Annotated in this window: 8 protein-coding genes; 1 reads left to right on the forward strand and 7 read right to left on the reverse strand. The window is 42.4% G+C overall.

Annotated elements, in window-relative coordinates:
• Nucleotides 1–78: 78 nt before the first annotated feature.
• The 5 genes from B2746_RS18690 to B2746_RS18710 all read right to left on the reverse strand — a co-directional run bounded on the left by B2746_RS18690 (nucleotide 79) and on the right by B2746_RS18710 (nucleotide 8678).
• Entirely contained in the window at nucleotides 79–2070 is a 1992-nt protein-coding gene (locus B2746_RS18690) for an FAD-dependent oxidoreductase (RefSeq protein ID WP_290797318.1), read from the reverse strand.
• Between the two features lie 15 nt (nucleotides 2071–2085).
• Nucleotides 2086–3537: a RagB/SusD family nutrient uptake outer membrane protein gene (locus tag B2746_RS18695; RefSeq protein WP_290797321.1), complete on the reverse strand. Its 1452-nt coding sequence runs from the start codon at nucleotides 3535–3537 to the stop codon at nucleotides 2086–2088.
• Between the two features lie 25 nt (nucleotides 3538–3562).
• Nucleotides 3563–6871: a SusC/RagA family TonB-linked outer membrane protein gene (locus B2746_RS18700; RefSeq protein ID WP_290797324.1), complete on the reverse strand. Its 3309-nt coding sequence runs from the start codon at nucleotides 6869–6871 to the stop codon at nucleotides 3563–3565.
• 136 nt (nucleotides 6872–7007) lie between these two features.
• A complete protein-coding gene (locus tag B2746_RS18705; RefSeq protein ID WP_290797328.1) occupies nucleotides 7008–8027 on the reverse strand; it encodes a FecR domain-containing protein in 1020 nt (339 codons plus the stop codon).
• A 69-nt stretch (nucleotides 8028–8096) separates the two neighbouring features.
• A complete protein-coding gene (locus tag B2746_RS18710) occupies nucleotides 8097–8678 on the reverse strand; it encodes an RNA polymerase sigma factor (RefSeq protein WP_290797332.1) in 582 nt (193 codons plus the stop codon).
• Nucleotides 8679–8744: 66 nt separating this feature from the next.
• On the opposite strand from B2746_RS18710, the gene B2746_RS18715 reads away from it, so the two are divergent.
• Entirely contained in the window at nucleotides 8745–9335 is a 591-nt protein-coding gene (locus tag B2746_RS18715) for a molybdenum cofactor guanylyltransferase (protein WP_290797335.1), read from the forward strand.
• Here B2746_RS18715 and B2746_RS18720 read toward each other — a convergent pair.
• Both B2746_RS18720 and B2746_RS18725 read right to left on the reverse strand, forming a co-directional pair.
• Nucleotides 9311–10774 (reverse strand): rubredoxin, encoded by a 1464-nt coding sequence (locus tag B2746_RS18720; protein ID WP_290797338.1) that lies wholly within the window; start codon nucleotides 10772–10774, stop codon nucleotides 9311–9313. The two genes, B2746_RS18715 and B2746_RS18720, sit on opposite strands and share 25 nt — an antisense overlap.
• Nucleotides 10774–14328: a nitrate reductase gene (locus tag B2746_RS18725; protein WP_290797341.1), complete on the reverse strand. Its 3555-nt coding sequence runs from the start codon at nucleotides 14326–14328 to the stop codon at nucleotides 10774–10776. The genes B2746_RS18720 and B2746_RS18725 overlap by 1 nt, the downstream gene beginning before the upstream one ends.
• Nucleotides 14329–14332: the final 4 nt, after the last annotated feature.

Genomic DNA, 14332 nt, shown 5'->3' on the forward strand with positions numbered 1-14332 from the left:
GATACATGAAATTGAACATATCAAAAAAGCCGCCCCCAATTAAGCGAACGGCTTTCTGCCAATCCATACTGCTAATTATCAGAATTCCGGTTTAAATAATACGGCATCTGCCACCAGCTTACCAGGTTCACCTGTCCCCTCTATCCGAACATTTGCATCCTTACCTAATTTGAATGTTCCAATTTTCTTCCATTCACCGGATGTTTGTCCGCTTACCTGCAACTGATCCCGATTAATCTGTATCACTTCTTCTTTTTTACCATCGTTCACGACAACTTTGGTATTTGCTGCAAGGCCGGGATACTTCGGCAACACATAGACGTAAACAGAATATTTGCCTTCTTTTTTTATAGCAGGATTAAATCGTACCGACGCCAATTCCCCGGCATTTTCAGCAACTAAAAAATCCGGACCATACCCAATACGTACTTCCTTTTTCCAATCGCCTTTCATTTTAACCGCAATAGGGTCAGCGTTATCTACAAAAATTTCCGGTGTTGACCCATCTGCCAGAGGATCCATTTTTATTTTATTTTGCAAAGCTTTTATATCAATATCCTGCACTGCATTTTTAGTGTCAATTGCCATACTTGCGGCAATGGCACTTGATTGCCCAAGTACCATAAACACAGGTTCCATACGGATAGAACCATAAGCAATATGACTTGCACTCAGACAAACAGGTACCAATAAATTAGTACAATCTGCCTTTTTAGGAATTAAAGAGCGATAACTGATTGGATACGGACCAAACCCGCCGATCTGCACATCCCCTTCATTTTTAACCATTCCGTTTACTACTACCCGCTGACAATTATGTGAATCCATTGTATAAGCAGCCATTCCTACACCGTCAGTTACCACTTCCCGTCCCTGACAATTGGCTTGTGTCATTACATAGTCTCCCACCATACGACGGGCTTCGCGTACATACATTTGCGGCGACCAGTGTCCGGATTCCAAATACTCATCTTTCGGATAACCCCATTCCTGCATCTGCTTTCTATGGTGTTCAGGCATCCGTGGATCATTACCAATAAAATACAAAAGACCTTTTATATAATTGGTATGTTGTTCTGTGATTTCGCGACGACGTGCATAATTTGCTTCCGGATAATCATAATTCATCCCAATCATATCAGTTGAAAAAGGTCCGTTGTTATTGATATCGGTTTTGTTGTTGGGCATCATATCCATTTTAAGGAAATGATTCAGATCACCGGCACCTCTGTAGTTAAGGTATCGCAATAATAATTCATATCTGTCTGCCACATAATCTTTCGGCTTTTCAATAGGAATCCTGTTGGCTGGATCCCTTGTCAGGCAGATTCTGAAATTATAGGCCTGTACTTTTTTATCTCCTGTGCCATTGGGATCAAGTGTGGCCGGACTGATTCCCCATACCAATCCGCTGGAAGGATCTCCGGGTTTTTTATAGGGATCAATTCCATCTGGAAACTGATGCTTATTCAATAACTGAACGCCATTATAAGTTTCACCATATAAGCTATTGGCTTCTCTTCCAACTGTATAACTAACACCTGCCTTTGCAAGTAAATCACCTTCATAAGTACAATCCAGATATACTTTTGCCCGAACGATCTGAGTTGGAGTGGCTGTTTCATTCATCGGATCAACCAGACTAATCTCCGTAATAGCACCGTTATCCTTCTTTAAATCTTTTAATGCCAGCTGATACCAGACCTCCACATTCGCCCGCTTAATATACTCCTTGAATAAAGACTCTGCCACAGATGGTTCAAAAATCCAGGATTCAAATTTTCCATAGTGCTTTCCAAGTCTCCTATAATAATCAAGTGCCAGTCCGGAAATGGCAAATTTGTTACCGATATCAGTATAACCAAGGCCTCCACTTGTCAATCCGCCCAATCTTTTACCAGGTTCAATCAGCAGCACTGATTTGCCCATTTTTTTTGCTGTGTAGGCTGCCATTACACCGGCAGAGCTTCCACCGTAAACACAGATATCAACTGTTTTTACTGTCTGCGAGAAAGTTACGCAGGGAATAAATGCCAGCATAACCAGCAATCGTTTCAATAGTTCTTTCATTTTAGTTCATTTTGATTAATAACCAGGGTTCTGGTCTGCAACCGGATCAATTGCTTTATTATAATTCGTTTCACTTACCGGAATAGGCCAAAGCAGGTGTTTCTCTGCCACTGTTTTTCCTTTATTGGCAAGCACTGCTTCATTTACAATTCCAAGTCGTTTTAATTCATGCCATCTTTTACCTTCATACATTTGCTCATACATGCGTTCCTGTACAACCAAATCAACAAATGCATTCGTTGACCCATAATCAGCCAGAATAAAATCATTGGCAGCCGGCTGATCCATTGGTAATCCATAGGATCTCCGATGAATTTTATTTACCCATTCCAAGCTTTCAGCAGTACCTCCATTATTGATACGGCCATCTGCTTCGGCATACATATAAATAATATCTGAATATTTGTACATTGGGTAATCATTGCCTCCGTTGTTGGCATTCGTTGCCTGCCGGTCAAAGAATTTTTTATTCAGGATAGTATTGGGACCAAGTCCAAATGTCTGATTGTACCAGTTGTATTGATAGCGCAAATCATTTCGATCCCAGTTTTTCATCAATGGATTCGCTTCGGCATCACTGTAATTGGTATAATAACCTCCAGGAGGGAAATAGCCTGAATTCGGATAATGCGCATACATTATATATCCAAAACCCTGCGTATTACCCTGACGGGAAAATTTCAAATAAAATACTTCTTCCGTACTGGTTACCACATCCGCTCCATAAATCTTTTCATAATCGGTTGCCGTGCTTATTGGCACCAGTGAATACTTACCTGAAGCAATTATTTCACCTGCCTTTTGCTTCACTTCCGGCCATCTGTTCAGGTGCATGTAAACATCTGCCAATACTGCCTTAGCCGCCATTTTATTAGGCGCACCGGCCAACCTCGACTGATCAGGTAATCCGGTTTCAGCAGCCAGCAAGTCTTCCAGAATCTGCGCATATACTTCTTCCTGCGTACTCCTCTTAACATCAATGGCATCCATATTTTCCACCGTCCGAATGGGGACTCCCGCCCAATTTTTTACCAGATGAAAATAACTTAAGGCACGTAAAAACCGGGCTTCTCCAATTGCAAAAGCTTTATCCTGTTCGCTCATACTTGTTGCTCCGGGAGCACGATCGAGAATAATGTTGGCATTTCTGATAGCTGTATACAATTCTCTCCAGGAACCATCTGTTCTGGATCGATTGGTATTATCAAGCCCGGCATAATCACTTAACATTGCATGGCTTCCTCTTCCATACATATAATCAGCATAGGTTTCAACCTGAACCGTATATAAACCACCCAGCATACCGCCAGATCTTAAGGGAGGATAAATGGCATTCAATCCTGCATCTACTTCTTCCTTGGTATTATAAAAGGTTTCAACGGCTATTGATTTCGGCTTTTCATCCAGCTGCCTGGTACAGGATGCCAGAAATAAAACGGTACCGGCAAATATTATTCGATAGTTCATGATATTCTGTTTAACTGTGAATGAATCAAAATCCGCTACGAATTCCAAATGTGACGGCTTTGGAAGTGGGATAAGAAAAATAATCGATCCCCATATTGATGGAATTGGAACCACCAAAGGAACTGATTTCAGGATCAAACCAGGAATACTTTGTGAAGGTAATCAGGTTTTGTCCGCTTATATACAACTGTGCATTGCGCAACCATTTAGCACCTATTTTTTCACCCCTAAGGTTGTAGGCCAATTGAATATTCCGAAACCTCAGGAAAGAACCATCTTCCACAAACCGATCAGACATATTATTATTCAACAGTCTGGATATTTTTGGATAAGCTGCATTTGTATTGGTCGGCGTCCAGTGATTTTCATATACATCAACCGGAAGGTTAAGCCCCATGCCCAGATCAAGTGTAATGGTTTTATTCAGGTTGTAAATATCATTACCATGGGAACCCTGAAGGAAAACGGTGAACTCAAAATCTTTATACGACAACGTACTATTAAGCCCATATATAAAATCAGGATTTGGATTGCCGATATAGGTTTTATCAGCAGCACTAATGATTCCGTCTTTTGAAAGATCTTCGTATAATAGATTACCGGTTTCAGAATAACCAGCTTCTTTATATCCATAGAAAATTCCGAGTGGTTGTCCTTCACGTAAAAGGTTTACATGATCGCCAATAGCACCCGTATAAAAAGTCGAACCAAGTATATCCTGTCCGCCATATAATTTGAGTACTTTATTTACACTTCTGGAAAGGTTGGCTGTTAGATTCCACTTGAGATCGGGTGTGCTGATAACAGCAGCATCCAGGCTAAATTCAAATCCCTGGTTCTGAATTTCTCCCACATTTTGAACAGTGCTGGTATAACCCATTGATGCTGGTAGCTGAACTGAGTTCAGGAGATCTTTTGTTATTTTTTTGTAATAATCAAAGGTGAAATGTAGCCGGTTTTCAAGAAAAGAGGCATCCAAACCAGCATCAAACTGATTGGTTGTTTCCCATCTCAGATCACCAGGTAATACGGATCCGGGTGCGAGTGTATTGAACAGGGCATCACCAAAAATAGTTTTACCGGAACTCAGCTGATTCAGTGTCTGGTACGGACTGATGGCGGTACTACCCGTTGAACCATAACTAACCCGTAATTTTAATTCATTCATGAATTTTACCGGCTCAAAGAATTTCTCATCACTTACTCTCCAGGCAAATGCAGCACTGGGAAAATTTCCCCATTTGTTTTCAGGAGAGTATCGCGAGGAGCCGTCGCGGCGTATACTCACGGTGAAAAGATACCTGTCAAGCAGGCTGTAGTTGATTCTTCCAAGGTAGGATAGCAAGGTCCATTTGCTGTATCCTGAACTTGGAATTCCCGGGGTAGCTGCTCCCTGCAGGTTGGCTGTTTCCAAAACATCACTCAAAAAACCATTGCCGCTAGCATTCATATATTCACTCGTAAAGTCCTGATAGGAAAACCCACTTGTTGCAGTTAATGCATGTATACCAAAGGTCTTGGAATAGGTGACAATATTTTCATTCAACAAACTCAGGTTACCGGAAGTACCCACACTTGCACTTCCTATAGAGTTAGTAGATGGTTCAATCATACTATAATAATCTGTTCGATCAGAAGAACGTTCGACACCACCTGAAATCCGGATCGATAACCCATCCATCGGTTTGATGGTTAATGCTGCATTGGCGAGAATCCGATCTGCCTGAATCCGATCTGATATTTTATCGATCGTCGTCATCGGATTAATCAACACATTAGAAATAAACGGATAGGCAGTATTTAAACGGCGATAAGTACCATCGTCATTAAACGGACTGAGAGTTGGTGGTGCCGTCATTATTGCAGAAATGAGATCGCCCCCACGGTTACCTCTGCCCGAATTTTGGCGATAACTGCTGATTCTTGTTAAAGCCAGGCTGGAGGAAACACTAAATATCTTACTGATGGTATGATTTAGATTGGTTCGCAGATTATAGCGGTCAAAATCACTGTTTTTTATGATGCCATCCTGAAGAAAAGCACCGGCAGACAATGCAAACTGGGTTTTTTCATTTCCTCCACTTACAGAAAGGTTGGTATTGGACATCGGTGCTTTCTGCATTACCTGATCCTGCCAGTCAACACTTTTCATGGAACGAAATCCATTGATTTGATCATCTGTGAAATAGGGTGCCAATCCATCATTTGCAGCCTGCTCATTGTAAAGCAGACCATATTGCTCTGCATTCATCAGTTTGATCTTTTTTGCAGGCTGCTGAATGGTATAACTGGTTTCAATATCCACCAATGTGCGGCCACCTTTTTTGCCATTTTTTGTAGTAATGATAACAACCCCATTTGCACCTCTTGAACCATAAATCGCAACTGAAGAGGCGTCTTTCAATATTTCAATTGACTCGATATCTGCATTTTGCAGGAAAGTAGGGTTACCTGAAAAAGGGAAACCATCAATTACATACAGCGGCTCATTACTTCCTAGAATAGAATTGGTACCACGGATGCGAACACTGATTGGACCGCCTGGTGCACCATTATTCTGAATTACCTGAACTCCTGCCGCACGGCCGGTTAGCCCCTGAATTACATTGGTGGTTGGAAATGCATTTAATTCGTCGGCACTGATTTGAGCAACTGAACCGGTGAGGTCCTTTTTCCGCCTTGTTCCATAACCTACCACCACCACTTCATTTAGTCCGCGGATATCATTCTGTAATTGTACGGCTATTTCAGTTCGTTTATTTATAGGAACTTCCAAAATTTTATACCCGATGGATGTAAACACCAGCGTACCATTTTCCGGAGCATTTATCGTAAATACCCCGGCGGCATCTGAATAAACACCTTCTTCTTTTCCTTTAATGGAAATACTAACACCTGCCAAAGCTAAACCATTAGCATCGTTGATTTTACCTTTAATAGTAATGATCCCATCCTGTAAAATGACGGGAAGCCGGCTGACAACCGAGTCCTCACTTAAAAAAAGCTCCGATCGGTCATCCCGGATAATCAGAATTGTATTATGTTTTACAATGTATTTCAGGTCCGTTCCTGCCAATAATAAATTGAGGGTTTGGGCCACGGTTCGATTCCTTTTGGGAATATGAAGATTCCCGAATGGAGCCAGATTGGCTTCCACAAAAGCAAATTTGAAGTTTGTTTGGCGCTCTATCTGAACGATTGCCTCTTTCAGCGATGCGCCGGATAAGCCAACAGATACCCGGGTAGATTCAAGTGCCTGTGCCCTGCCGGGCTCTGCCATCAGCAATTGAACGCTAACCAATAGTACGGTAATCAGGATGCAGCTCACTCTCATAATGAAACGCCAATTTTGGGACGGGGTGATTCGTTGGGGCACAGAAAATGCCTTCCCCCTTACGAGAAATCTCATAACTTTAAACTGTTTTAGATGTTACGCAATATTTAAAACAACCGGCTACCCTGGTTTCCGCTTAGGGTAGCTTTTTTGTTTCCTCTATTATAACAGTATCTCCCTGTTTCCGCCAGGAAGTACCGGTTAATACACTGACGATATCCATTATTTCAGTCAGACTCTTATCACTGAAATCTGCTGTAAACTGCTGTTTCAGTACTATTGAATCCTGTATTATGATTGACACAGCGAATTTTTTTGATAAGACCTCAGCAGCTTCGGGTAGAGATTGATTATCAAACAGTAAAGCCTCGTTTTTCCATTCTATTACTTCTTCGATATTTGCTTTTGTAATTAATTCAACTGGTTGATTTTCTTGCACCACCAGTTGTTCGCCTGGAGAAAGGACAGCCAACGGTTGCTGCTGACCGGCTTTTTCCACTTGTACGCGTCCCTTGGTAACTGTGACAGAAACCCGATTTTCACCCGGACTTGTTTTTACATTGAAACTAGTGCCTAATACCCGCGTTATGATTCCATTGGCATGAACCAGAAAAGGCCTGTCTGCATCATGCTGTACATTAAAAAACCCTTCTCCGCTCAGAAATACCTCTCTTAATCCGGTTGTAAAACGGATGGAATCAATTTTGCCTTTTTTATTGAGTGAAACTATGGAACCATCCGGAAGCGTCTGCATACTGGGCTGCATTTTCGGAATTGCGCCAGCGATAGTGGGTTCATTTGAAATGAGCACATCTGCAGGACGATTTAGCCAGAATAAACCAAGTAAAAACACTACAGATGCAGCAACAGCAAGCTGCCAACCATAGCGACGAACTGACACAACTGGTGATGACGACTTCGTTTTTTGTTGAATTATTTTATATTGTAACTGCTGGTAGGCTGATTGTACCTGCTCAGGTGCTATGGACGCTTCCATGGCCTGCCTGTCCCAAAGCTGGTGCAATTCTTCCGACACCAGATCATTTTCTGAAAGTTCGGATAGCAGGTTCCAAAACTCCGGGCGCTCTTCCGGTGTTAATTTATTCTCCAGGTATTTGCGCAGCAAATACTGTAATCTTATCGGATTCGATGACATGCAGGCAATCGTTTACTACCAACTATGACGTATGCATAAAGAGGGTAGTACTATTGCTTCACAAAAAAATTAAACGGAAACATAAGCTAGCCAGAAAGCCATTCCATCAACCCCGTGCTTTTGCAGAAAATCACGCACAATTTTTAACGACTCCACTACTGTATTCCGGACAGTGTTTCTGGATAACTGAAGTTTTTCTGCAATCTCTTCATGCGTTAAGCCTTCTACCCTGCTCAACGAAAATACCAGCTTTCGTTGCGGCGACAATTGTTCTATTGCCTTCGAAAGCAGGGTTTGGTATTCATGATCCAGCAATTGGTAATCTGCCGGCTGGTTTTGATAGCTATTTAATTCTTTTTCAACGAGTTTACGTATATTCTGTTGCCTTGAAGCTGACCGGAAAAAATCTATTGCTTTATTTGTTGAAACGGTTCGTAGAAATGCGTGCATCGACTGAATATCTCCAATCATTTCTTTTCCAAGCCATAATTTCAAAAAAATATCCGACGCAATTTCCTCTGCAATTTCTTTCGACTTTACAACCTTCAGCAGATATTGATATACAGTGGGATAATATTTATTGAACAACTCCTGGAAAGCAGGTTCGCTTCCCTGCGCAATTTCTTGTATCAGAGTCTGGTCCAATTTCATGGCAGCTATCTTTGGTCCACTTAAAAGTAAGAAAGAATTCCAAATTGATGTACTTTGAATTTTAATATGAAACCTCTATCATATATCGGATTGGTCTTATGCGGCGGAAAAAGCTCCCGCATGAATACGGATAAAGGTTTATTTCAACAGGATGGAATTGCCTGGGCTGCAAAAGCCAGCAACAAATTACAGGCACTGAAGCTTCCGGTTTATCTCTCAGTCAATGAAAGCCAGCGGGCGGGCTATACCAGCCAGTTCGAGGAAGCACAACTGCTCTTTGACAACCCGAATCTACCGGTTCATGGCCCATTAAAAGGGTTGCTTTCTGCTCATATAAAATTTCCGGATCAGGCTATTGTTTTACTGGCCTGCGATCTTCCTGATTTACCCGAACTAATGGCAGATCAACTATTGAAAAAATTCATTCAATATTCTTTCCCTCCCGCCATCTGCTATTCTATCAACCAGCAACCAGAACCTATGTGTTCAATTTTTCATCCTGATACGCTGAAGAAAATTTACAATCAGACGGTCCTGAATAAACTGGAAAAATTCAGCATGCGGTATATTTTGGACAGCTTTGGTTCGCAGTTAATTGAACTTGCCATCTCTGAGCAGGTTTTTTTAAAAAACTATAATTCTCCGGCAGATTTATAGAACCCATCCAATCCTTCCTCGCAAACTGAACAACAGTATTCTTCCGGCAGCTTATCAAACCTTGTTCCTGAAGGAATTCCGGCTTCCACATCCCCCAGCCGGCTGTCGTATACCGTTCCGCATCCTGAACAGGAATACAATTCAGCCTGTATTCTTACCGCCTCCTTTTTCACCCCTTTCTCCTCTTTCCCCTTTTTCTCCTCTTCCTTTTCACTATTCTGATAATATGCAACCACCGCTCTTCGTAATTGCTCATACAATAACCACCTGGGATTGGCAGCACTCACCAGTTTTTCGGATCGCTGATTGGGATTATATTCCTGAGCCATTACAATATCATAAACATGCCATCCCCTTAGCCATCCTATTCGGAATATAGGACGCCTTCGAATCAGCAAACTGCTATAGATCTCTGATTTATTTCTTGTTTTGATACCCAGACATAAACCAAAAGTTCGCAGATCATCGCGCAGGATGCGTTTAACCAGGTATTCCTTCAACTCCAGTGCTGCTGAACAGTCATCCTCCACCTGAAAATTCAATTCATTGGCTGCATGCCGAACATTCAGGCGACAGATATCCAGCCAATCTGTCCATTTTTCCCGATCTGCTTCCTGAATTCCTTTTATAATGATCGATTTCCATGGAGTGGAACAGATCTGACCAATTTTGGTATCAAGACAAAGCATGGCAAGCTCCTTCAACCAACCAATTGCAAACTGTTCATTTCTCCGATAGATACCAATCCAGTAATGTTGACCCCATTTATTAAGTCCTTCGTAATAAGGCAGATTAAATGATGGCAGCACACATTGTTTATCAGCAGTCCGATATAACATGTTATAATCCCGGCAGATTTCATCCAGCAAAACCTGCATTTCCAACACAAAGCGTTCTTCCCGAAACTCCATGCCCTTCAGCTTCCATTCCAGTATTTCTGAGAAACGTGCCAGGTCATTTGTATACACTTGTTTTGTCCATTCCATAAGGGCATTTGTTTTTGGAAACCGAACCTGCAAATGCCAGTAATGCGGATGAACCGGATCCGCAATCCAATTGATATTTCCGGTAACAAGCGGAGTAAAACTCTGGTTGGGTGCGCAAATATTGATCTTGATTTCCGGCCGGTATTGAAATGCATCCAGCACATCTTTGTACACATTTTCCGTAAGCCAGCCTGCAGCCATCAAACTTTCTACAGCCGGATAAGAGCTGGTAATATTCGGAAAGCGATCACCCTCCGATTCATATAAAACTCCCAGCCGATCCAGTTCTTTAACCAGAATTTCAACGTTTCCTTCTTCCAATGGTAATATGAGTTGTTGCCGAAGACCAACTTTCACCCAATGAATTCCCGCCTTCTCACAAGCAACCATCAGGTTGTATAATTGTCCGGGTGAAATCATACCGCCCTTGCAATTGACCTTAATACTTTTCATTACAACAGTATTTTGTCGGTGGATGAAATTGATTTTCGTTGCAATTGCTCTTCCAGCAACTGCTTCACTTCAGGACGGCAACTACCACATCCCATACCGGCACCGCTTAACTGACAGAGCTGTACCAGATCGGTACATCCTTCCCTAATTTTCTGTTGGATATTCCCACTGCCTACATTATTACAACTGCAAACCAATTTACCCAATACAGGTTCTGCAGTTTTTCCGGCTCGCAGTAACTGAAGCCGCTTCTCACTTAATTCTGTACCCTGTTCAATCAGATTTTTGAATTCAAGAAACTCGGTTTTATCTCCTATAAGCAAAGCACCCACCAGCCGGTCTTTATATACTATACATTTTTTATAATAACGCCTTGATTTATCAAGGAAAAGAATTTCTTCATAACCTGGTTCACCCGGACATTCAACCATTCCCATTGAACAAAAATTAGCACCCGGAATTTTCAGAATATTCATCAGCAGTGAACCCTGATAGGAACGGGCAATATCCCCTGCTAAAAAATTAGCTACCACCCCTGCCTGTTGTTCAGCAGCAGCCGTTATTCCAAATAACTGCTGTTGCCATTCCGCAATTTCACCAATGGCAAAAATGGAAGGATCACTTGTTTGAAGATAATTGTCGACCACCACACCCCGCTGAATAGCGAGTCCGCTTTCCCTTGCCAGTTCAATATTGGGAACTGTTCCTATGGCAATTACCATCAGCTTACTGGAAATAAGGATACCGCTCTTCAGCCGAATTCCATCCAGTTCCGAACTACCCAGGTAGCGATCTATTTCGTCGTTATAATAAATAGTTACTCCTTTTTCAATCAATGTATCATGCAGGAACTGACTTCCCAAAGGATCCAATTGCCGGTCCATCAACCTTGAAATCCGTTGGATCATTATTACTTCCCTATCCATCTCCCTCAATGCAACAGCCAGCTCGATTCCCAATAATCCGCCACCCACAATTACAACCGGGCCTTTTTTTCCATTTAATTCCTGCTGAAAAGCATCCGCATCCTTTTTAGTTCGCATAGTATAAATTCCCTCCAGGTCAGGAACATCGCGTAATAAAGCTGCGCGGCTTCCGGTAGCCAATAGTAAAACATCGTAGGAATGAACCAGACCATTGCTATCAACCACCGTTTTCTCCTGGCGATTTACTTTTTCAATACTTACTCCCTTATGCAGCGTCGCATCCAGTTCAAAGACTTCTTTATCACTTAATTTTATCAATTGCTGCCAGGGCAAGTGACCAGATAAGTAGTCGGGTAATAAAACCCGATTATAAAAAGGAAGATCTTCCTTACTGAACAATTCAATTTTATCCGTTTCATTCAATTGCCGATAGGATCGCAAAAATCCACAGGCGCCTGCACCTGCACCAGCCACCAGAATTTTTCTGCGAGCCGGACGATATGCTTCCACCTGAACAGGGGTGAACTTAAAATCAGGCTCCTTACTTTCCGGATCAACCAAATCATTTGTCAGATTATTGGCTCTCAACAAATCCATTCCATTAGTTTTCCCCCAATGCATAGGAAGAAATACCACACCTTTTTTGATGGTGTTATCCAATTGCAGGAGTACACGTACCGATCCAAATTCCGAATCCACCACTACCATCTGCTGATCATTCAGCTTTCGTTCCGCAGCATCAAATGGATGCATCGATAAAACCGGAACTGGAATATGTTGTTTCAGCTTATTGACTTTTCCTGTTTTACTCATTGTATGCCACTGGTCTCTCAGCCGGCCAGTTGTCAGGATCAATGGAAATTCCGGTGTCAGCGAAATACTTTTATTTGCATCCGGAACCGATTGAATCCTCGCTTTTCCGGATGGTGTAAAAAAATTCCCATCTTCAAATAAGCGTTTAGCCGTTTGTGTTAGTTGATCTGTGGAATCTCCTTTTTTAAACGGCCATTGGACAGATCGATACTGTTGTAACAATGAATAAGTGACACCGCTCATATCCATATTGGTTCCGGCTGTCAATGCTGCGTGTTCATCAAATATGTTGGCTGGTGATTTAAACGCAAAACCGGGATAACTCATCGCATTTGCAAAACGTTGAATAATTTCAGCATCCGGCAGGGCTTCACCAGGAGCTTCCATAATTTTTGGAAGATGCGTTATCCTTCGTTCTGCGTTGGTCATGCTGCCTTCTTTCTCTGTCCAGGCAGCTGCCGGAAAAACCACATCGGCGTAGCCAAGCGTCTCTGCTTTACTGGTAATTTCCTGAACCACCACGAACTTTGCTTTTTTCAATGCCGCTTCTGCTTTTCGTACATTGGGTAAACTGACAAGTGGGTTGGTACAAATAATCCAAACTGCTTTCAGTTTTCCTTCGTCCAGGGCATCAAACAATTCGGTTGCGGTCAATCCGGGTTGAGCGGCAATTTTTCCTGGCTCAATTTTCCAGAATTGTTCAACTTCCGCACGGTGCGCCGGATCCTGCAGGTTACGATGGGCTGGCAACATATTTGATAACCCACCTACTTCCCTTCCACCCATGGCATTTGGTTGCCCGGTAAGCGATAAGGGTCCTGCACCCGGTTTTCCTATTTGACCCGTGATTAAATGCAGATTGATCAGCGAAACATTTTTATTAACACCCACCACACTTTGATTCAGCCCCATGGTCCACATCGACAAAAAAGCGTTTGATTCACCAATCCAGTTTGCTGCCAGATAAATATCGGCCAGCTCTAATCCGCAAATAGCTGCAGCTTCTTCTACTGTTTTGGAAAAAACCTGCTCCTTGTATTCCTGAAACCCTTCGCAATGCGCTTCTATAAAATGCATGTTCAGATAGCCGCCTTCAATCAGAATCCGACCCAGGGCATGATGAAGGGTGATATCTGTACCCGGATAAATCGGCAGATGCAAATCGGCCAATTGCGCAGATTGTGTTTTCCTTGGATCAGTAACAATGATTTTCATAGACGGATTAGCCGCTTTAGCCGCTTCCACCCTTCTCCATAAAATAGGATGGCACCAGGCCGGATTTGCACCTGCTACTAATATTGTTTCCGCCAGTTCAATATCATCATAACATACCGGAACAGTATCTTCTCCCAATGTTTTTTTATAGCCTGCCACAGCGCTGCTCATGCATAAGCGCGAATTAGTATCTATATTATTGGTTCCGATATACCCCTTCACCAGTTTATTAATTAGATAATATTCTTCCGTCAAACATTGCCCCGAAGCGTAAAACGCAACGGCATCCGGACCATATTTTTGAATAAGTGTACGAAATACTTTGGCGGTCCGCTCCATGGCAGTATCCCAGCTAACCCGCTCCAGTGGATGATTTCGGCTCCAGCGCATTTGAGGAAACAGTAACCGGTCCTCCCGGTTATTAACGGTATGGTGCAGGTTCATGCCCTTACTGCATAACTGGCCCCGGTTCACGGGATGATCCGGATCTCCATCCACCTGCAACAATCCATTGGTATCTTTTTTAACCAATATCCCGCAGCCAACTCCGCAATAGCAACAGGTTGTCCGGTAACCATTCGTTGTTTCTTTTCTTTTCATAAAT

It is taken from the genome of Flavihumibacter sp. UBA7668 (assembly GCF_002483205.1).
GTDB lineage: Bacteria > Bacteroidota > Bacteroidia > Chitinophagales > Chitinophagaceae > Flavihumibacter.

Coding starts and splice junctions, on each gene's coding strand:
- B2746_RS18690 (WP_290797318.1), bottom strand. CDS start 2,070: ATGAAAGAACTATTGAAACGATTGCTGGTTATGCTGGCATTTATTCCC.
- B2746_RS18695 (WP_290797321.1), bottom strand. CDS start 3,537: ATGAACTATCGAATAATATTTGCCGGTACCGTTTTATTTCTGGCATCC.
- B2746_RS18700 (WP_290797324.1), bottom strand. CDS start 6,871: ATGAGAGTGAGCTGCATCCTGATTACCGTACTATTGGTTAGCGTTCAA.
- B2746_RS18705 (WP_290797328.1), bottom strand. CDS start 8,027: ATGTCATCGAATCCGATAAGATTACAGTATTTGCTGCGCAAATACCTG.
- B2746_RS18710 (WP_290797332.1), bottom strand. CDS start 8,678: ATGAAATTGGACCAGACTCTGATACAAGAAATTGCGCAGGGAAGCGAA.
- B2746_RS18715 (WP_290797335.1), top strand. CDS start 8,745: ATGAAACCTCTATCATATATCGGATTGGTCTTATGCGGCGGAAAAAGC.
- B2746_RS18720 (WP_290797338.1), bottom strand. CDS start 10,774: ATGAAAAGTATTAAGGTCAATTGCAAGGGCGGTATGATTTCACCCGGA.
- B2746_RS18725 (WP_290797341.1), bottom strand. CDS start 14,328: ATGAAAAGAAAAGAAACAACGAATGGTTACCGGACAACCTGTTGCTAT.